Genomic DNA, 20,276 nt, shown 5'->3' with positions numbered 1-20,276 from the left:
GCGAACGAGCCGTTGTAGGCGTTAAAAACGCCGATGGACCGGAAAGGTACTCAGATTAACGTCCATAGGCGTTAGTAACGCTTAAGGCTCCAAAAAGTAGGCGAATGAGCAGCTGTAGGCGTTAAAAACGCCGATGGACCGTAAAAGGCAAATATGCCTCAATCCAACTCTTTCTCCAATACATGTTTTACTAAACGGCGAACTTCATCTGTTGAAGTGGTATCCATTAATTGGTTTCTTAGTTCGCTTGCGCCTCTAAATCCGCGAACATAGATTTTGAAAAAGCGAAGAAGCGGTTTAAATGGACGTCGTTCGTTTTCTTTTGAATATTTATCGTGAAGATCCAACTGCAAAAGAAGCAAATGGAGAAACTCCTTCGCGCTGTGTTCTTTAGGTTCTTTTTCAAATGCAAATGGGTTGGTGAAAATGCCGCGGCCAATCATGACGCCATCAACGCCGTATTGTTCGACTAATTTTAATCCTGTTGCGCGGTCAGGAATATCTCCATTAATGGTCAGCAATGTATTTGGAGCAACCTCATCGCGTAATTTTTTGATTTCGGGGATGAGTTCCCAGTGGGCATCTACTTTACTCATCTCTTTTTTTGTCCGAAGGTGAACGGAAAGGTTCGCAATATCTTGTTTTAATATATGTCCCAACCAATCGCGCCACTCGTCAATTTCATGGTAACCCAGTCTTGTTTTAACGCTTACCGGTAATCCGCCTGCTTTTGTTGCCTCAATAATTTCTGCCGCAACTTCAGGATGTTGGATTAATCCGGCGCCTTTTCCATTGGATGCGACGTTTTGCACCGGGCATCCCATGTTTAAATCGATGCCTAGGAAACCAAGTTTTTTCATATCCATGCTCATCTGTCTAAAATACACGGGTTTATTGCCCCAAATATGAGCGACAATCGGTTGCTCATCCTCTGTAAACGTTAACCGGCCACGAGTACTGTCTCTTCCTTCAGGGTGACAATAACTTTCCGTATTTGTAAATTCCGTAAAAAATACATCGGGTTTTGCAGCTTCGCTAACGACGTGACGAAATACTACATCCGTGACATCTTCCATGGGTGCCAGTATAAAAAATGGCTTCGGCAAATCAAGCCAAAAATTTTGTGCGTTACTCACTGTATCTTCTCCTTATGCAATCTATATAAAAACGACTTTAGCTATAGCAAAGTCCGTTATCCATCATACATCGTATCATTTTTTTTCGTTTGATGCACAAAATCCATTGTGTGAGTGAACGGACTGGGCCGATCACGGACATTCGGAGGATACGCATCTGTTTGCAGGGCGTGAGTTCATTTATAATGAAGGGGCAGCTATTGCTAACGTATTTGGTTCGATACAGGAGGATCAATAAATGGAAAAAGTATGGCTTGCAGAAGAAATTGCAGCGGCGTATGCAGCAGGTTTAGTGCAGGTCATCAATGCCAATGAGTTTGCACCTGAACAAGAAATTACGCGCGAGCAAATGGCCTTGCTGCTCGTAAGAGCTTACGAGTACAAGCATGGGTTGAGTAATGCTGAAAGTGATAAACTACAGGGCTATGCTGATCATGCGAATGTATCCTCGTGGGCAGCAAGCGGGGTGGACAAAGCGATTCAAGCGGGATTGATGAGAGGGAAATCGGAGCAAGTATTTGATCCGAAATCCGATAAATTGCGTGCAGAAGCAGCGCAAGCGATATGGAATTTGATTAAAAGCAAATAAGCGGAGGAAAAACTGAAGTCATAGCTGTTAAAAACGCTGTCAACCTAAAGGAGCATCAAGCTCCTTATGGAAGGCAGCGTTTTTTTTGTTCGAAAATAAACGTTTAGAAAAGATTTATTTTTTTCCCTGCTTTTATTTAAATAGTTTTCTCTAATCTGAGTTTGTGAATTAAAAGGAGGAAGCTGTCTATGAAAAAGAGTTTATTTATACTTGTCATCCTTTTTTTGTGTGGTTATATCGCGATTCAACAGAACACGCAAGGTACGCTGAAGAAGTCAGGCAACGAATACGATCAGGCACAAGAAAAAACTCTGGATGAGGAGTACCGAACCATACGAACCATAACAATCGCAAAAGATCAGGTCTATAAGGGCAATCTGGTACTTGTGAACAAAGAGCACCCCGTTCAGCAAGAAACGATCGAATCCGATATCGTCCAGCTCTCTCAGCATGTAGATCTGGTACAGGGATACCGTTTGCTGGATGACACTATTCGGGTGTCGGAGAGTGTGGGACGGGTATTTATGGAGATGGTTCAAGCGGCACAAAAAGATAACGTAAACAATTTTATCATCAACAGCGGATATCGAAGCATGGAAGAACAGGAGCAGCTCCATAGTGAAATGGGTTCGGAGGTTGCCATGCCCGCGGGCCACAGCGAACACAATTTCGGCCTGGCTCTCGATATCGGGTCTACCGAAATGAAAATGGAGCTTGCACCCGAGGGGAAATGGCTGGAGAAAAATGCTTGGAGGTACGGATTTATTTTGCGTTATCCAAGGGACAAGACAGAAATTACGGGCACCATATACGAACCTTGGCATTATCGTTTCGTAGGGCTACCGCATAGTGCGATTATCAAGATGCACAACTTTTCACTGGAGGAATATTTGGCTCACCTGAAAGAGCAAAAACAGGTCGCTGTTCCTATAGATGGCGAAACCTATGAAATCCACTATTACCCGATTTCCGCAGAGACAACAATTGATGTGCCAATCCATAAAAACTATCAGATTTCAGGTGACAATATGGGGGGAGTTATTGTGACCATTTCCTCTGAAAAGTAGTAGGGGTTGATCATGATTCATCTCTATCCGTTTCTTGAACTGCTAAATTTCTCGTTCCAGCGGGTGTTGCCTGGACATGGAGATTGAATTAAACTGAATCGAACAAGTATAAATATGGAAATTGCTAAATTAGCTGATCAACCAGGGGGATGGAGGTTATGATGTGGCGTTTTCAAATAAGAAAGATTACGCGGCTCACGTTGTCGGGTTGTTTTCGAAAGTAGCCGATCAATACGGATTTGTGAATCCAGAATCGTTAAACAGAAGCGGTTAGAAAACGATTGGAAGGTGATACATATGAATAGAAAAATTGGCGAATTTATGATTTGGGCTAATGACAACGATTGGGATATATCCGAAAAGTCTGGGCTTCAATTAAATTTAGATAGTAGCATTTTATCCAGATATCATGAAATCCCAAATGAATATTTAGATTTTTTAAGTATGGTTAAAAAATGTATTACACCAGATGAAATGACTTGGTTTATTTGTGAGGACGAGTTCAATAATAGCTCGAATACTGAATTTAAATGGAATGAATACGAATTGCTCAGTTTAGAAGCAGCAATGGATGATGATCGTTTGAAATCAGAAATAACGGCGTGGTGGGATAACTACTTGCCAATCGTTATGTCAGTTAATGGTGGGTATTCCTTCTATGCGATTGATTTAACAAATGAAAAAGGTGCTATTGTACGTGGCTATGAGCCCGAATTCGAAGAAGTTGAAAAGGTAGCAAATTCTCTTGATGAGTTTTTTGAATTGATTATGGCAAATTCAATACAGTTGTAATCATAAATAATTGTGTTAGACCGCTGCCTGTGTTGGGTGAGCGGTCTATTTTAATTTCGTTTGATTAAAGGCTGTCGACATAGAGAGGATAAGAAAAGGGCAATTGGATGCCTGCCACTTAACATTTAACCAAAACGAGCATCCAGCATTCCGTTTTCACTGATTTATTGGATAACCATTTGGCCAGGTGCAGACCTATTTAATGGATTGTGTATGATTTTTCATACACGTTTGGCCAGGTGCAGGCCTATTTGGTGGATTGTGTATGATTTTTCATACACGATTGGCTATGTGCAGGCTAGTTTGGTGTATTGTGTATGATTTTTCATACACGTTTGGCCAGGTGCAGGCCTATTTGGTGAATTGTGTATGATTTTTCATACACGTTTGGCCAGGTGCAGGCCAGTTTGGTGAATTTTGTATACAACCCTACCCATATAATCGGGCCATAAAGACAACGGGGCTACCTTAAAAGTTCACTTCTCGGACAGTCCCCTTTTTTTGTGGAATTCAATAGCGGGCGGTCAGGATCCTTTTGCGGGTATAAGCAGAAAGGTTGCGGAATGTCAGATAAAGAAATAAACTTGACAATAAAACGAAACTTAAATAAAATAAAAACGAAACAATAAAGAAACATAAGCAGCTAGAAAGCGAGGTGGAGCTATTGAATTCTGTAAAAATGTCTCTATCCCAATTGCTAGGAAATCAATATATGAATGCCGTGATCTCCGCTGCAATCTCTCTGATGGACCTTGACAAGGAGGAGGCCGAACGACTCGCGTCGGAGGAAATCGAGTTTTTGCCTGACTCATACGTTAGCAAAATGGATGGTTTGTTGGGAAACATAGGAAAGCCGTTTGTTTCAGAGCTAAAGAAAGCGCTCTCCGGGGCTCCGACGGATGCTTTCAAAAACGCAAGTAATACGAAAGCCAGTCCCATAGGAGGATTAGGTTATGTTCGACTGGGCGAGGACGGCAGATTATACTTGGCGGCCAAGAGTGAGCACTACCATACGCCGCTCGGTCATAATTTCCCAGGCTACAAGCTGATCGATCTCGCAAGGGCTCTCGGAATAACAAATGCGTCCCATAACAATACACGGGGATACATAACGCGTTTGCTCGAAAGAGAGCTCGTCAGGACGATCAACGGCCTAAGACCGGAAGAGACGGATGGACTGGAGGCTATACTGGCTTCTCGCGAGTCGCATGTGTTAAATCGCGTCATCAACTTGGAAACCGGGTCGTTGGCCTGCGAAGCCGGCATCAAAATGATGCTCGCGAGGTTTTATCGACTAGACTCGACATTTCCCCAGCCGAAGTACGAGGGGCGGACGCCGGTGTTTTTCGTTATGGCGGACCATGACGGCGGCACGAAAGCGAACTATCATGGAACGACGATTTTTGCCCAATTGATGCGCGATATGTGGCCCGGCCTGTACGAGAAGCTGGAAGAAGCGGGAGTTTTGAAGGTTTGTCCGGTAAGAATCAACGATTGGGATGATTTTCGGGAGAAATTCGAGCGCTACAATAAGCCGCCTTATAAGGTTGCCGGATTTTTGCACGAAATTATATTGATGAATTACGGGGGGATCAAGCTTGAGCGGGATTACTTGCACAAGGCGTATGCATTATGCCACGACAACGATATTCCGATCTTGTGCGACGAAATTCAATCCTGCATGTGGTATCCGACTATCTATTTGTTCCGCGAGTATGGATTGAATCCCGACTTTGTCGTGATCGGGAAAGGCTTCCCGGGCGGCCAGTATCCGGCTTCCCGGATCATTACGACAGCCGAGATGGACACCCTGAACCAGTTCGGCGCATTAGTTACGAACGGTCAGGAAGAGCTAGCGGCATTGGCTTATTTGATTACGATGAAGTTCACGGAAGAAAATGAATCCTTTATTCGCGAAATGGGCGAATACTATGAAGATAAGCTTCGGGAATTAGCGTCCCGTTATCCGACTCTTATTGAAAGAACGGAAGGATTGGGGCATCTTTCAACTTTATTATTCTATGAAGCGCAGACGGTATCGCGATTTACGGGTATGCTTAATCATGCGTGCATCGACATCAGCGCCCAAACGTACAAAGCCAGCTGTCCTCCGGCCGCGCTTACGAAACCGCCGATCATTGCCACCAAAGAAATGATAGATTACGTGGTGAAGATCATGGACGACGCGCTGCAAACGATTGGGGCGAAGGAACTTGAACTTGGCTGATCGTTGTATCGCAAGTTGATTAACATGGAGGGGTATTCATGAACGAACCCGTTATGAAGGATATCGACATCGAAGAGAGAAGAAAACGAATTTTGGAATTGCTTCAACGCGAGGGCAAGGTAAAGGTGACGGATTTAAGCAAGCTGTTCGGCACCTCGGAAGTGACGATCCGCGGCGATCTGGACGGACTTGAAGAGCAGGGGCTGCTGCAGCGCGTTCATGGCGGCGCGATCAGCAATTATAAAAACTATTACAATATGACGTTTCATGACCGAACGGAAACGAACGGAGAAGAAAAAAGAAGGATCGCGGTCGAAGCGGCTTCCATGATTTCGGACGGAGATACGGTGATTATTGGTTCGGGAACTACTCCTCTCTATGTCATGAGGGAATTAAAAAATCATAAAAATCTGATTGTGATTACGAACTCGCTGCCTGTAGCGCATGAAGCCGGCTTCAATCGCAACATAGATGTAGTTGTATTGCTTGGGGGCACCATCAATTTGCAGTACGGGTTTATTGCCGGCGATGACGCCATTAACCAGTTGAACAGATATAAAGCGGATAAGCTTATTCTTTCATCGGATGGCGTAAGCTCCGAATTCGGGGTGACGACCTATCATCACCTGGAAGCGGAGCTGAATCGGAGAATGATCGCGCTCGTGGACAAAAGAATTCTCGTAGCCGACTATACGAAAATCGGCCGCGCCAATTTCGCGCGAATAGAAGACATCGAAAAAATCGATTGTCTCATCTCCAATCCAAACGCCAACAAAGACGATATCGAAGCGATCAGGGAAAAGGGCGTTGAAGTAAGACTAGTCTAGTTGTGCGGAAAATGTTGCAATCGGGCCGAGCCTCCTTAAGAGAAAGGGTAATCGCGATGTCAGGAGAAACGAATCAAGAGCATACCTATTTGATCGGACTCGACATTGGAACATCTGCCGTCAAAGGCGTGTTGATGTCGGCCAAAGGTTCAATAACATCCCGTGAAAAAAGCGAGACGGCCTATCAGAGGATCGATGGTGGCGGGGTTCAATTCGACGTCCGCCAGTTGTACCGATTGACCGTTGGCGTCATCCGCAGACTGGCGGGCGCTTTGCCGCGAGGAGGCTCCATCGTCGGGCTCAGCATCGCTTCGGCCAGCGGGAACACCGTGCTTGTGGACGAACAGGGCGAACCTATGATTCCGGCATTCAGTTGGATGGATCAGCGCGTTCGCGATGAAATGAAGACGGTGTTCGGAAAGCTCAATCCGGATGAAGTGCACGAAACGACAGGCTGGCCGTTGCTGGAATCTTTTCCGCTTGCCCATCTCGCCTGGTTGAAGTGCCATGCGCCGAAGCTTTTGGAGACATCGTCCATCATCTGCATGAGCACGGATTATCTCCATTTCAAATTGACGGGGAAATGGAGTATCGATCGCTCGACCGCCACCACTTTTTATTTGCAGGATCAGAAGTCGGCGCAGTGGCATTCGCCCTATTTGCAAAAGTTAGGCATACCGGAGAGCAAACTGCCCCCGATCCGTTCCACGGGCGATATGATCGGCCGCATCACCTCGGAAGCCTCGGCCGATACGGGACTAGTACGAGGAACGCCGGTCGTGCTCGGCGCTTTCGACCATCCTTGCGCGGCAAGAGGGTCCGGCATTCTCGACGAGGGACAATTGCTCATTTCTTGCGGCACTTCCTGGGTTGGCTTTATGCCGATAAAAGACAGATACCGATCCGTCTCGCTGCGGATGTTGACGGATCCTTTTCTTCAACCGGCGGGACCATGGGGCGCTATGTTTTCTCTTCCAGCGATTGCAAGTTCGGTAGATGCCTATATCCGCAAGTATATTTCCGACGGTCCCGATCGTTACCGTGAATTCGACCGGCTGGCTGTATCCGCCGGGCCCGGGGCGGGCGGCCTCATCATCGACCCGAGCGCGGAGGAGATCTCCGACGATCTTGCGCAGGCTGACAAAGCGGATATCGCGAGAGCGATTATGGAAGGCACCGTGTTTCTCTTGAAGGAGAAAATCGACAAACTCGAAGCGGCCGGTACCTGCTTTTCATCCGTGACTTTGGTAGGGGGGCCGTCCGAGACGTTTCCATGGCCGCAAATCGTCGCCGACGTGCTTGGTCTGGACATCCGTACCGTCAATGGTTCCTGCGCGGGCGCCGTTGGAGCCGCCATGGTGGCAGGAATAGGCGTGGGGCTGTATGAGGATGAGCAGGATGCTCTAAAGCAATTGGTTTTTCCCGAGCTGATCCGGAAGCCGGACCCGAGTACGGCAACGATCTACGAGACACGATACAGGCAATTTTTGAACAAGTATACGACCTTGGGGAGTGATGCGAAATGAACGAGTTGTTTGAAGTCAAGGATGTCGACAAAAAGTTCTACGAGCAAAAGCTGAAAGATTTTTTGCCTGACAAGATGATCGATATTCATACGCATGTATGGTTGGACAGCATCCGCAAACCATCCTCCTCTACGCCCGTGAGAGCGGTAACATGGCCGTCCCTCGTCGCGAAGGACAATTCGATCGAGGACTTGTTCGAGACTTACCGGCTGATGTTTCCCGGCAAAGAGGTGATTCCGCTCCTCTTCTCCCAAGTCAGCATGAACTACGACATCGCCGCGGGGAACGAATATGTCAGGAGTTGCGCAGAACGGCATCGCTTGCCGTCGTTGATGGTCGCGAAACCGGAGCAGAGCGCTTCCGAATTCGAAGAAGGAATCAAACGCGGCGGTTTTCTAGGATGCAAGGTGTATTTGAATTTCGCCGCCCCCTATATCCCGGAGAAGGAAATCCGGATCTACGATTTTCTGCCGCGGCATCAGTTGGAAGTGCTGGATCGGCATGGCTGGATGGCCATGCTGCATATCCCGCGGGACGGCCGGTTGAAGGACCCTGTGAACTTGGCGCAAATGCTGGAGATCGAACGCAACTATCCGTCGTTGAAGCTCATCATTGCCCATGTGGGAAGAGCATATTGCCCGGAGGATGTGGGCGATGCCTTCGATATTTTGGCGGAAACGCGAAATATGGTATTCGACTTCAGCGCGAATACGAACGCCGATGTGTTCCGGCAGCTGATTCGTGCGGTCGGACCGAAGCGAATCGTGTTCGGAAGCGATTTGCCGATCTTGCGTATGCGAACGAGACGGATATGCGAAAACGGCAATTACGTGAATTTGATTCCGAGAGGGATGTACGGGGACGTGTCGGGGGATTCGCATATGCGTGAAGTCGAAGGACCCGAGGCGGATTCCCTGACGTTCTTCATGTACGAGGAGATCGAAGCTTTCCGCGCAGCCGCTACAGCCGAAGGTTTAAGCAAATCCGACATTGAGGATATCTTCTATTGCAACGCTCGATCCCTCATCGATAACACAGAGAAGGAGCTACGCAAATGGACAAGCTGAAAATCGGACTGCTGCCGTTATACGTCAAGCTCTATGACGACATCTGGCCGGAAGCAAGAGAACGGGTTGATGCATTTTACCATACGATTGCCGGGGAACTGGAGAAAAGGGGATTGGAAGTCGAACAAGCGAAGGCGTGCAGGATCAGCCCGGAATTCGCGGAGGCGGTTCGAGCCTTCGAGCAAGCAGATGTAGACGCTATCGTTACCTTGCATTTGGCCTATTCGCCTTCTCTTGAATCCGCCGACGTTTTGGCAGCTACGAAGCTTCCATTGATTGTACTGGATACTACGCCGACCTACGATTTCGGTCCTTCTCAGCATCCGGACGAAATTCTATATAACCATGGCATTCATGGCGTACAAGATATGTGCAATCTGCTCGTCCGCAATGGAAAGAACTTTAGGATCGAAGCCGGCCATTGGTCGGAATCCGATGTTCTGGATCGGGTCGCGGACAACGCAAAAGCCGCGAAAATCGCGAAAAAGCTAAGGAACGCCAAAGTGGGCTCGATCGGAAAATCGTTTGACGGTATGGGGGACTTCCGAGTGCCGGCGGACGAATTGCGTAGTGCGATTGGAATCGACGCGATTTTCGTGGATCCTCTTGATTCCGATAACGTTTTCGGCCCGGTATCGGAGGAACGGGTAGACCGGGAGATGGAATCGAACGCGATGCGTTTTCACGCTGGAAAGTTCGACCGGGAAACCCATCGGCAATCAACAAAAGCGGATCTTGCGGTCAGAGACTGGATAGAGCGTAACGAGTTGACGGCTTTCACCGCCAACTTCCTAGAAGTGACCCGGGCGTCGGCGCTGCCATGCATGCCGTTTTTAGAAGCGAGCAAAGCGATGGAACGAGGCATCGGATATGCGGGAGAAGGAGACTTGCTGACGGCCGCGCTGGTCGGGGCGCTGTTGTCCGTTTATCCGGACACTTCATTCGCTGAAATGTTCTGCCCGGATTGGAAAAACAACCTGATTTTCCTGAGCCATATGGGCGAAATGAATTTACGCGTCGCTGCGGGAAAGCCCGATCTTATGGAAAAAGACTTTCCGTTTACGGATGCCGGCAATCCCGTCGTCGCATACGGCAAATTTCGCGGCGGACAAGCGGTCTACGTCAATCTGGCCCCCGGACGAAACAAATCCTATTCGTTGCTCCTGTCGCCGGTGGAGATGGTGGAGGGAGATGGCGAAGATAGAATGAGGGATACCATTCGAGGATGGTTCCGACCCGTCATTCCGGTCGCTGATTTCCTGACCGCATATAGCGAGCTTGGGGGTACGCATCACGGCATAGTTGTGTATGGCGACGCGATCCGAGTATTGGAACGTTTTGGAGCGATTATGGGCTGGAATACCGTCACTATAAAGGAGACCTAAAGACATGATTAAATGCGTGAAATTGGCTGTTGTTGGCGGGAGAAGGGGAGCGCATTTTAAAGAAGCGCTGAACGCGTTGACGGATAAAGTGCAGCTGGTCGCCGTATGCGACAAGAACGAAGTCGTATTAAATAAGTGGAAGGCCGAGTATCCAGGCGTACGAGCTTACGACGATTACGAGAAGCTCTTGGAAGACGCGTCAGTGGATGCCGTATTTCTTGCCACTCCGCTGTTTTACCATGCCCAGCAGGCGATAGCTGCGCTGCGTGCCGGCAAGCATGTCATTAGCGAAGTTATCGCTTCTACGTCCATTGAGGACAACTGGGAGCTGATCGAAACGGTTCGGCAAACAGGTCTCACGTACATGATGGCAGAAAACTACTGCTACATGCGGCCGAACATGATGGTCGGTCATATGGCGGAACACGGGGTGTTTGGGGAAATTACGTCCGCGGAATGCGGCTACATCCACGACGTCCGCGAGCTGCTTCATGACTCCGACGGCAGCTTGACTTGGCGAGGGAATCTGTTTCGGGACTACAACGGCTGTACGTATCCGACGCACTCTATCGGACCGATCGCGAAGTGGCTCGGAATCGGCCGAGAGGGCGGGGATGAGCTGGAGAGCCTGACCACTTTCGTGTCCAAAAGCCGTTCGACCGCCAAGTATTTCCACGAACATTTCGGCGACAAGCATCCCGGCTCCAACCCGCAATATTGGGGGCTGGGCGATTCGACCGTCACGTTGCTGCGCACGAAGAAGGGCGTACTCATCACCTTGAAATACGACGTTCAATCCGCGCGTCCGCACAACATGACGCATTATTCGCTGCAAGGAACTTCCGGCGCCTATTTGTCGGGAAGACATGAGCGAGAAGAGCCGTTGATTTGGTTGGAAGGCGCATCCGAGGCCGCTCATCCAGAGTGGGAATCGCTGTGGCGGCATGAAGATCAGTGGGAGCATCCCGTGTGGAGGCGTTGGAGGGAAGCGGCGGAGAAAACCGGTCATGGCGGCGGCGATTTCCTGGTGCTGGAGGAATTCGCTACGGCGATTCTGGAAGAGAGAAAACCCGCTATTGACGTGTATGATGCGGTTGTTTGGAGCTCGATATTCCCGCTGTCGGTAGAGTCCGTCGCTGCGGGCGGCAAGACCGTTCCTTTCGTCGACTTCAAGAAGCTAAAGATCGAAGGAAGATAAGATGTAAAAAGCTATAGTGGCGGCGTCGCGGCCATGCATATGGCTATAAAATAGAAAGAGTGGCAAAATTGCAGCACTGGCTGAGGACTACTTCCTAAATCCAAGGAGGTAGTTTTTTATCACCCGAGGCGGGTTTGCAGTGTGATTGTTTGACAAATGACTGCTCCAAGATTAGGACATTTGAGCTGTAAGCGTCAACTCTCTCACCATAAACAAGGGGCTGTCCAATAAGTCTCAAAAATAAAAAGTTGGGCGGAAAACTTCCGTCCAACTTTTTTGTCTACCTGCTTTTTCAGGAAAGTGGAGAGGTGGATGCCTGCCAATTAACATTCAACCAATAAACGAGGCGTCCAGCATTCCGTTTTCACTGATTTTTTGGATAGCCGTTTGGCCAGGTGCAGGCCTGTTTGGTGAATTTTGTATACAAGCCTACCAATATAATCGAACCATAAGGACAACGGGGCTACCTTAAAAGCTCACTTCTCAGACGGCTCTTTTTGTATGGAACTAGCGGCATTTATTTAGAGTGCGAATCTTTAAGGCTTCGACCTTTGCCATGAGGAATGCACAGCGGCGTCCCGAAGATGGGATCGACCGTCATTTGGCATGCCATGCCGAACACTTCGCGTATCAGTTGTTCGGTCATAATAACCTCAGGCTTGCCTTGGGCATGTATATGCCCGTCTTTTACGGCCACGATGTGGTCCGCATAACGGCAGGCTAGATTGATATCATGAAGGACCATGACGATGGTCCGTTTTTCCTGACCGTTCAGGTCGAACAGCAAATCAAGGATTTCGATCTGATGGGACATATCCAGATAAGTGGTTGGCTCATCCAGCAAAATGGTTGGCGTATTCTGTGCCAGGGTCATCGCGATCCAGGCGCGCTGGCGTTGACCTCCGGACAGCGAATCGATCGAAAGCGAGGATAACTCCTTCATATGAGTAACTTCAAGCGCCCGGTTAACCATTCTCTCGTCTTCGCGCGTCCATTGCTGCAGCCAGCTTTGATACGGGTAGCGTCCTTGTTTGACGAGCTGGTGAACGGTTAATCCTTCCGGGGCAAGCGGACCTTGAGGCAATATAGCGAGCCGTCTGGCAATTTCTTTGCTCGAAAGTTTGGCGATTTCGGTTCCGTCGAGCAGGATAGACCCTTCTTGCGGTTTTAGCAGGCGGGCCAGGGACCGAAGCAACGTCGATTTGCCGCAGCCATTGCTGCCGATCAACACGGTAATTTGTCCCGATGGCACAAGCAAGTCCAGTTGATTGAAAATTTCTTTTTGCCCGTACGATAACGTCAAGTTTTTCGCTTGAATGGAGGACATGGGAACGGCTCCTTTTGTAATGGAATGCGGCAACGGCTAGGAGCCGTTGCGATGTCGGTACAACAAGTAGATGAAGAACGGCGCTCCGATCGCGGCCGTAAACACGCCAGCGGGAATATCCAGCGGCAAAAAAGCAATCCTTGCGACGAGATCGGACAACAGCAGTACTAAAGAACCGATAAGCCCAGACACCGGGATGACGCCTCCGTACGAAGGACCTACAAGCTTGCGGGCGATATGCGGGGCCATTAAGCCAATGAAGTTAATTGCTCCGCCGATAGAAACGGCCGCACCTGCCAGCGCGACGCTGATGACGAGCAAAATTGTCCGTTTGATCTGAACGGAGCTTCCTACGCTTGTAGCGACTTCATCGCCAAGCTCCTGTACGTTAAGGTGGCGAGCGTACAGGATCGCGACCGGGAACAGCACAACGATCCAAGGCAGCAACGTGTAAACGTCTCTTACCCAAGAGACGCCGTATATGCTGCCGGTCATAAAGGTAAACGCCTTTACTGCAACTGCCGTAGGCGTGAACGACGATGTCAGGATTAGCATGTACGTAACTGCCGTTATCGCGGTAGCCATCCCGATGCCGATGAGGACGAGCCTTAACGGGGTCACGCCTTTACGGTAAGCAAATAAGTAGATCAAAAAAGCCGCGGCAAACGCTCCGAGTATCGCGCTCAGAGGCATATAGCGAATGCTGACATGCGAGAAGTACAGGATAAAGATGACGGTTCCCAAGGAAGCCCCGCCCGAAATGCCGATAATATCCGGAGAAGTCAGCGGATTTCTCACAATCCCTTGAAGCAAGGCGCCGGATACCGCGAGAGCGGAGCCGACCATTACGGCAATAATGACGCGAGGCATCCGAAGCGATTCGATGATCATGGTGTCGGGCGAATCCAAGGTTCCAAACAATATACGAATGACGTTGGCGGGGCTGATCGTCTTGCTGCCCAGCCCGACGCATACGACGATGGCCGCGAGGTTGGCAAGGAGGAGCATGAGGATCACCATGACCGTACGGCGCTCGAGCTGGAAGGAAAACATACGGTTTCTAATCGTGACAAGTTTGCTCATTTTAAGAACGTCCTCCTCTTCTTGCGATAAAGACGAAGAAAGGAACGCCAATGACGGCCGTCATAATGCCCACGGGGACTTCCTTCGGAAACGAAATGTACCTGGAGCCGACATCGGCCGCCAAAAGCAGGATGGCTCCGTATACGGCACAATACGGAATGACCCAGCGGTAGTCTAAACCAACCAAATAGCGCATTAAGTGGGGCACGATAATGCCAACGAACGCGATCGGACCGGCCATGGATACCGATCCGCCAGCTAGCAGCACAATGATGACGCCGGCAGCCAACTTGATGTAGATCGTTTTCTGTCCGAGTCCGACTGCCACGTCCTCTCCCAGCGTCAATACGTTCATGTGTCTGGCTAATAGGAACGCGCCGACCAATGCGATTCCGATATATGGAGCCGCGGCCGTGAAGATATTAAGATCCCGTCCGGCGACCGAACCTACGAACCAATAAAGCACTTGATCGAAGGTCTGTCCGCTCGTCAAAAGAACGCCCAAGGATAGAGAGGAAAAAAATGCGGTCAACGCGGCGCCAGCCAAAGTAACCTTAAGCGGCGTCAAGCCGTCATTGCCGATAGAACCAAGGGTATACACAAGCGTGGCAGTAAAAGCCGCGCCGACGAATGCGAGCGTTGCGAATGCGGATAAACCGCTAACTCCGAAAAATGCAGACCCCGTAACGATAAAAAACGCAGCCCCCGCATTGATGCCGAATAAGCTTGGCGAGGCGAGCTGGTTTCTCGTGATCCCCTGCATCAACGAACCGGCGACGGCCAGGCTCGCTCCCGCAGCCGCGGCAATCAGCGCGCGAGGCATCCTTGCGGTTTGGATGATAAGATGTTCTTGCGAACCGTCGAATCTTACGTAAGAATCCCAGATTGTGCGCCAACTGATGTCAGCCACTCCAAATACGATGCTGCTGACGATGCCCACGGCAAAAAGAAGCAGCCCAACGAATAGACCAACTGCCTTCTGAGAGCTTGTTTCTAATAATGTCTTCATCTTGTCCTCTTTCCTTGTCGCTATTCCAAAGTGGGATATGTCCTGTATAAAAAGAGTGAAAAAGCTACCCAATTATTTTAAGGGAAGAGAATGAACGTGTCAACGAGTTTGAAAATCATTATCATTTTTTGATTGACTTCGTTTGGATATGCTGGTATAGTTTCGTTTGGATGATAGTGAGAATGATTTTCAGCATAGGGAGAGAAACAACAATGAAACATGGTCTAATGAAGAAACTTACCTGGACAACTACGGCGCTGATGATGGCGCTCATGTTAGTGGTTTCGGGCTGCGGGCAATCCGGTTCTAACAATAGCAACAAGGAAAATAATTCTAGCGCCAATAGCAATGGTAATGGTACAGCCAATACGAACGAAGAAAGAGTTGTTACTCATGCTATGGGCGACACGCCGATTAAAGGAAATCCCGTTCGTGTAGTCGTATTGACCAATGAAGGTACCGAAGCGCTTCTCGCTTTAGGCGTAAAGCCGGTAGGCGCCGTGAAATCTTGGACGGGAGATCCGTGGTATGAGCATATCAAAGCGGATATGGAAGGTGTAACTGAAGTAGGGGAAGAAAGCCAGCCAAACATGGAATTGATCGCAAGTCTCCAGCCTGATCTGATCATCGGCAACAAGCTGCGTCAAGAGAAAGTGTACGATCAACTGAACGCGATCGCACCGACCGTGTTTTCCGAGACGCTTCGTGGTGCTTGGCAGGATAATTTTAAGTTGTACGCGGACGCACTTGGCAAAAAAACGGAAGGCGATCAGATTATCGCGGAGTATGATGCGAGAGCTGCCGACTTTAAGAATAAAGCAGGAGACAAATTAAACAAAAAAGTGTCCGTAGTACGTTTCATGGCAGGAAAAACGCGTATCTATTTGGAGGATACCTTTACGGGGATCGCGTTCTCGAAGCTTGGCATTACACGACCTGACGGTCAGAAGTATAAAGATACGTTCGTCGAGGAAATCACGAAGGAACGTTTGCCTGAGGTAGATGCTGACATGTTGTTCTACTTCACCTATGAGACAGGCGACGGCAAAGGCACGGAAATGGAAAATGAAATGATGAAGGATCCACTTTGGCAAAGTCTCGAAGTCGTGAAAAACGGAAATGCTATTCGCGTAGACGATGCGATCTGGAACACGGCTGGCGGCGTGATTGCAGCCAATCTCATGCTCGATGAAATTTTCGCCATCTACGACATTAAATAATCCCATCACATGAAACAGCCGGGCGATTGCCTGGCTTTTTTTTGTGCGCTTGGCAGCGCAACGACTAACGGGTGGAAGTCCAGAGTACACCGCAGGTGGCGGAAGTGCATAGCCGAGAGGCAGTGCGTAATCCGAAAGGATGCGTGCGGAGGGCTTGAAGGCAAATCCCGGAACAGACGGCAGAAACCAGGTTGGCTGACGAGATCGTATAGCTGAAAGGATCAGTCTAGCGCATTTCTTTTCGGCATGAGAAGGATGTTGTAGGAACTTGTCGAAATGAAGTCCTGAGGGGGAATCACAATGCATACTGTACTGGTTGTAGATGATGAAGCGATTGTTTGTCAAGGGATTAAACAATTTCTGGAGCAGTCAGACCTGCCCCTAGCTCAAGTGCTGACGGCATCGAATGGCTATGAGGCACTGGATTATTTACGCATGGAAAACGTGGACTTGGTGCTGACGGATATACAAATGGATGGCATGAACGGCATCGAGCTCATGGAATCTATTTTGTCAGAAAAACCGGGCGTGCCTGTCGTAGTCATTTCCGCACATGATGAATTTGATTATGCCCAGAAATGTATTCGGCTTGGAGCGCGCGATTATTTGATTAAACCGGTTTTGCTTAGTCAATTGATTACTATTGTGGGACGGGAATTAACGAGACGCTCGGAGAAGTATAAGCTGCATCTGGAGGATTCGCTTAAGCTAAAGTTTTCGATGACCGGCATGTCGTCGCTCCGCACCTATATTTTAAATGAGATGATTTCCGGTTCGCTAGAGCACGCGGATGATTACCGTTATATATTCGAGCAAATCGGCGTTACGTTGAACGGTCCTTATTTCTCCGTTTTTGTAACAGAGCTGCAGTGGGACCGGGCGGGTATTGGCGGAGAATCGATCCTACTGCTGCGCGACCGCAATTTGCTGAAGTATGCGACCGTCAACATCATGGAGGAGACGTTAAAAGAATGGGAAACGATCTCATTTTATAGTCAAGGGCATAAGATCGTTACCATCCTGCAACTGGATTTGGAACACTACGAACAGAACAAAGCGGAGAGTATTTCCAAGTTGAACTTGATGGCCAAAATGATGGTTCAACATATCAAACAATATTTGTACATGGATGCAATTGTAGGGATTAGTCCGATGAAATTAGGATTGCAAGCGCTCCCTGATCTATATCGCCAAGCCTCCGAGGCTACGAGATGGCATGGGTTATACGAGACGCAGACAATCTTTTTCGCAGAAGATTATCAATCAAGGGAAGCAACGCTAAAAGTGAATTGGCAGCAAAAAACGGATCATTTAATGGACAAGATTAAAACAGGCAGACATCTGGAGCAGCTAGAGCATGTGGTCGGCAGCTTTGTTGCCGATATTTCCCCTGTGTTTGAACAGGAGGATACGACAGCCGGCATTCTGTTAAGTATTGCCTATCGAGCGTATGGCGTAGTGCTTGAGATGAAAGAAACAGTGGGGGATCGCTACAAGGCGCTTGATCCTATTCATTACTTCCAATTCCCTTTGCAGAGCAATAGTATGAAGCAGAGCTTATCGGCGTTTCTATTGGAATGCACAGAGTTGATTTATTCCTCCATGATTGATCATGATCGCGCGATTGTACAGCGAACGATCGCTTTTATCCGAGCGGAGTTTCGGAATAAAGAGTTGAAAATACAGGATATTGCCGACCATGTCTATTTAAGTCCAAACTATTTGAGCTATTTGTTCAAACGAATTTCCAATGAGACGGTTTGGGAGTATGTGACGAGTATGCGAATGGAAGAGGCCAAACATTTGTTGCTTAATACGACGAAGAAGAGATATGAAATTGCAGATGAGGTTGGTTATGAATCGCCGGAGCATTTCAGCCGGGTATTCAAACGTTATTATGGAGAAACTCCAAATGCCATTCGCGGATAAATGAGGTGTTAAATCATGCTTGGTAAAATCAAAACGATGAATCTGATGAAGAAGGGGATCTTATTCGTCGTCGTATTCATATTTGTTCCAGCATTAATTATTTTTTGGGCCGCCTCCAATCAGGCAGCTTTGGCGATTAAGCAGCAGGTCGGTAAAGCGTTGTCGGAGCTCAACAAACAAAATCATGCGACGATTGATCGAGTAATGGATGCCATCGATCAGAATACCGTAAAATTGATGAGTTCCAATTTGATTCAACAATGGAATAAACCTCTTACTATCCCAGAGGAACAGCGGGTCAAGCAATATGTAGCTACAGAGAAGCTGCTGGCGGAGTATTCATCCAAGGAGCAGTATTCCTTGTTTCTGTTAGAGCAAAACGTAGCAGATTATTATTTTGCTCCTCCGACCGACATATCCGATTCGGGTGTGTTTTTCCTGGATCATGAAGAAGGGAAGGACGGGCTGACGGATGCTTTGGCTGCCGGTGGGATTGGCATTATCAGGCCGATTGAGCAATTAGGCTTTACGATTACGTCTCAGCAAACCCTTGCTTATTTAAGGGCTGTGTCAGACTTAACCGCCAGCGGGAAACCCAAAAATGTTATTGCAGCCACAGGAATGGAGACGGTGATTCAAGAGGCGCTTAATGGTATTAATTTGCCAAAGAACTCCAGGAAATTTCTTGTTGATCACAATGGAGTGGTGCTGGCGGGAGGGCATTCGGAATTCCGCAGTTTTGTGCTGCCTGAACAGGGGGAGGAACTGTTGCCCCATGTATGGATCACTAATAGTCATATGTATGTTTATCACGATAGCCCGCTTTATTTGAATCGTCTTGTATATGAAATTCCGTTAAAGGCGGTACTGGGGGCTCATACGGCGATGCAAGATATTATTAAAATTACGGCGCTATGCTATTTTGCGTTTATTTTGCTGTGTTTATTATATTTCGGCAAATCGATTATTCGTCCAATGGCACGGCTTGCCACTTTCACTCGCATGTATGAGCCAGGTCAACAAATGGATCGGTTCAAGGAAGGGGAACGCAAGGATGAAATTGGCGTGTTCTACAACTCCTTCTACGCGATGACGGAACGCTTGAATCAATTGGTGCAAGAAAAATATGTAATGGAAATTAAGCAAAAGGAGTCGGAATTGATTCTGCTGCATTCTCAGATAACGCCGCATTTGCTGTACAACACATTGGATTCCGTCTACTGGTACGGCATCCGGGGCGGTGTGCCCGAGGTAGCGGAGATGGTGAGGGATCTGTCTACCGTATTGCGGATTGGATTAAGCCGCGGCAAGGAGTTGATTCATGTTCGCGAGGAACGCGAGCATGTGGAGGCCTATTTGCATTTGCAAGAGAAAAGATACGACCATTCTTTTCAATTTAGCATTGTGGTTGATTCTGCTGTCGAACATTGTTTGCTGCCTAAAGTCATTATTCAGCCGCTGGTGGAAAACAGTATTTTGCATGGCGTAGGAAAAATGGATGGAGAAGGGGAAGTTTACGTTCGGATTAAAGAGGCGGCGGATGAGGTGCGGATTTTAGTAGAGGACAACGGCTTTCGGCCTGTAGATTTAAAAAAATTGGAAAGTAATCTATCAAGCAAGGCGGATGCGGATCAGGGTTTTGGCATTCGCAATGTAAATAAACGTATACAGCTGAGATTCGGACCGTCTTACGGACTTTTTTATGAGCTGCGCGAAGAAGGGGGCTTAAGGGCTATTATCCGTCTCCCTAAGCTATATAAGCTGGAAGAGCTGGAGCAGCTTGTTTATACACAACAAGGAAAGGAGAAACCGGTCCAGGTAAGTAAGTTTCATACTACTTAAGTTGCGGAGGATAGTACACAGTTTTCTTAGAAGAGATCATCGGTTTATAACT

General features: G+C 48.3%; 16 protein-coding genes. 12 read left to right on the top strand and 4 right to left on the bottom strand.

Features of this window, described 5'->3' with window-relative positions:
• Window positions 1–158: 158 nt before the first annotated feature.
• A complete protein-coding gene (locus tag PAT3040_RS03960; RefSeq protein ID WP_108991622.1) occupies window positions 159–1,076 on the bottom strand; it encodes a tRNA dihydrouridine synthase in 918 nt (305 codons plus the stop codon).
• A 298-nt stretch (window positions 1,077–1,374) separates the two neighbouring features.
• Here PAT3040_RS03960 and PAT3040_RS03955 point away from each other — a divergent pair, with 298 nt between their 5' ends.
• The 9 genes from PAT3040_RS03955 (at window position 1,375) to PAT3040_RS03915 (ending at window position 11,814) form a co-directional block, all read left to right on the top strand.
• Window positions 1,375–1,725, top strand: coding sequence for an S-layer homology domain-containing protein (locus tag PAT3040_RS03955; protein WP_087571091.1), 351 nt, complete (start codon window positions 1,375–1,377; stop codon window positions 1,723–1,725).
• A gap of 188 nt (window positions 1,726–1,913) precedes the next feature.
• Window positions 1,914–2,792: a M15 family metallopeptidase gene (locus PAT3040_RS03950; protein ID WP_108991620.1), complete on the top strand. Its 879-nt coding sequence runs from the start codon at window positions 1,914–1,916 to the stop codon at window positions 2,790–2,792.
• Window positions 2,793–3,089: 297 nt separating this feature from the next.
• The gene (locus tag PAT3040_RS03945) at window positions 3,090–3,584 is read left to right on the top strand and encodes an SMI1/KNR4 family protein (RefSeq protein ID WP_108991619.1); all 495 of its coding nucleotides are present in this window, start codon (window positions 3,090–3,092) and stop codon (window positions 3,582–3,584) included.
• Between the two features lie 664 nt (window positions 3,585–4,248).
• The gene (locus PAT3040_RS03940; protein ID WP_108991618.1) at window positions 4,249–5,811 is read left to right on the top strand and encodes an aminotransferase class III-fold pyridoxal phosphate-dependent enzyme; all 1,563 of its coding nucleotides are present in this window, start codon (window positions 4,249–4,251) and stop codon (window positions 5,809–5,811) included.
• Between the two features lie 38 nt (window positions 5,812–5,849).
• Window positions 5,850–6,638 carry a DeoR/GlpR family DNA-binding transcription regulator gene (locus PAT3040_RS03935; RefSeq protein WP_087569650.1) on the top strand — a complete coding sequence of 263 codons (789 nt, stop codon included), beginning with the start codon at window positions 5,850–5,852 and terminating at the stop codon, window positions 6,636–6,638.
• A 56-nt stretch (window positions 6,639–6,694) separates the two neighbouring features.
• The gene (locus PAT3040_RS03930) at window positions 6,695–8,164 is read left to right on the top strand and encodes a xylulokinase (protein WP_181376427.1); all 1,470 of its coding nucleotides are present in this window, start codon (window positions 6,695–6,697) and stop codon (window positions 8,162–8,164) included.
• A complete protein-coding gene (locus tag PAT3040_RS03925) occupies window positions 8,161–9,231 on the top strand; it encodes an amidohydrolase family protein (RefSeq protein WP_108991616.1) in 1,071 nt (356 codons plus the stop codon). Before PAT3040_RS03930 ends, PAT3040_RS03925 begins: the two co-directional genes overlap by 4 nt.
• Complete coding sequence (locus PAT3040_RS03920; RefSeq protein WP_108991615.1) at window positions 9,219–10,616, top strand: L-arabinose isomerase family protein; 1,398 nt, start codon at window positions 9,219–9,221, stop codon at window positions 10,614–10,616. Before PAT3040_RS03925 ends, PAT3040_RS03920 begins: the two co-directional genes overlap by 13 nt.
• A 4-nt stretch (window positions 10,617–10,620) precedes the next feature.
• Entirely contained in the window at window positions 10,621–11,814 is a 1,194-nt protein-coding gene (locus PAT3040_RS03915) for a Gfo/Idh/MocA family protein (protein ID WP_108991614.1), read from the top strand.
• Between the two features lie 517 nt (window positions 11,815–12,331).
• Here PAT3040_RS03915 and PAT3040_RS03910 read toward each other — a convergent pair.
• From PAT3040_RS03910 to PAT3040_RS03900, 3 genes are read right to left on the bottom strand one after another with little or no spacing between them, the layout of a single operon-like run.
• On the bottom strand, window positions 12,332–13,141 hold the full coding sequence (locus tag PAT3040_RS03910; protein WP_087569639.1) for an ABC transporter ATP-binding protein: 810 nt from the start codon (window positions 13,139–13,141) through the stop codon (window positions 12,332–12,334).
• Between the two features lie 36 nt (window positions 13,142–13,177).
• Complete coding sequence (locus PAT3040_RS03905; protein WP_087569638.1) at window positions 13,178–14,224, bottom strand: FecCD family ABC transporter permease; 1,047 nt, start codon at window positions 14,222–14,224, stop codon at window positions 13,178–13,180.
• Between the two features lies 1 nt (window position 14,225).
• Window positions 14,226–15,233 (bottom strand): FecCD family ABC transporter permease, encoded by a 1,008-nt coding sequence (locus tag PAT3040_RS03900; RefSeq protein ID WP_108991613.1) that lies wholly within the window; start codon window positions 15,231–15,233, stop codon window positions 14,226–14,228.
• A gap of 212 nt (window positions 15,234–15,445) precedes the next feature.
• Between PAT3040_RS03900 and PAT3040_RS03895 the strand changes: the two genes are divergently transcribed.
• The 3 genes from PAT3040_RS03895 to PAT3040_RS03885 all read left to right on the top strand — a co-directional run bounded on the left by PAT3040_RS03895 (window position 15,446) and on the right by PAT3040_RS03885 (window position 20,224).
• The gene (locus PAT3040_RS03895) at window positions 15,446–16,453 is read left to right on the top strand and encodes an ABC transporter substrate-binding protein (RefSeq protein WP_108991612.1); all 1,008 of its coding nucleotides are present in this window, start codon (window positions 15,446–15,448) and stop codon (window positions 16,451–16,453) included.
• A gap of 300 nt (window positions 16,454–16,753) precedes the next feature.
• Window positions 16,754–18,382, top strand: coding sequence for a response regulator (locus tag PAT3040_RS03890; protein WP_108991611.1), 1,629 nt, complete (start codon window positions 16,754–16,756; stop codon window positions 18,380–18,382).
• Window positions 18,383–18,397: 15 nt separating this feature from the next.
• Window positions 18,398–20,224, top strand: coding sequence for a cache domain-containing sensor histidine kinase (locus tag PAT3040_RS03885; RefSeq protein WP_108991610.1), 1,827 nt, complete (start codon window positions 18,398–18,400; stop codon window positions 20,222–20,224).
• The last annotated feature ends 52 nt before the right edge of the window (window positions 20,225–20,276 follow it).

Source organism: Paenibacillus agaridevorans (assembly GCF_003112455.1).
Classification (GTDB): domain Bacteria; phylum Bacillota; class Bacilli; order Paenibacillales; family Paenibacillaceae; genus Pristimantibacillus; species Pristimantibacillus agaridevorans.
Note: the sequence above shows the minus strand (reverse complement) of the source record. Positions and strands in the feature narration are given on the sequence as shown.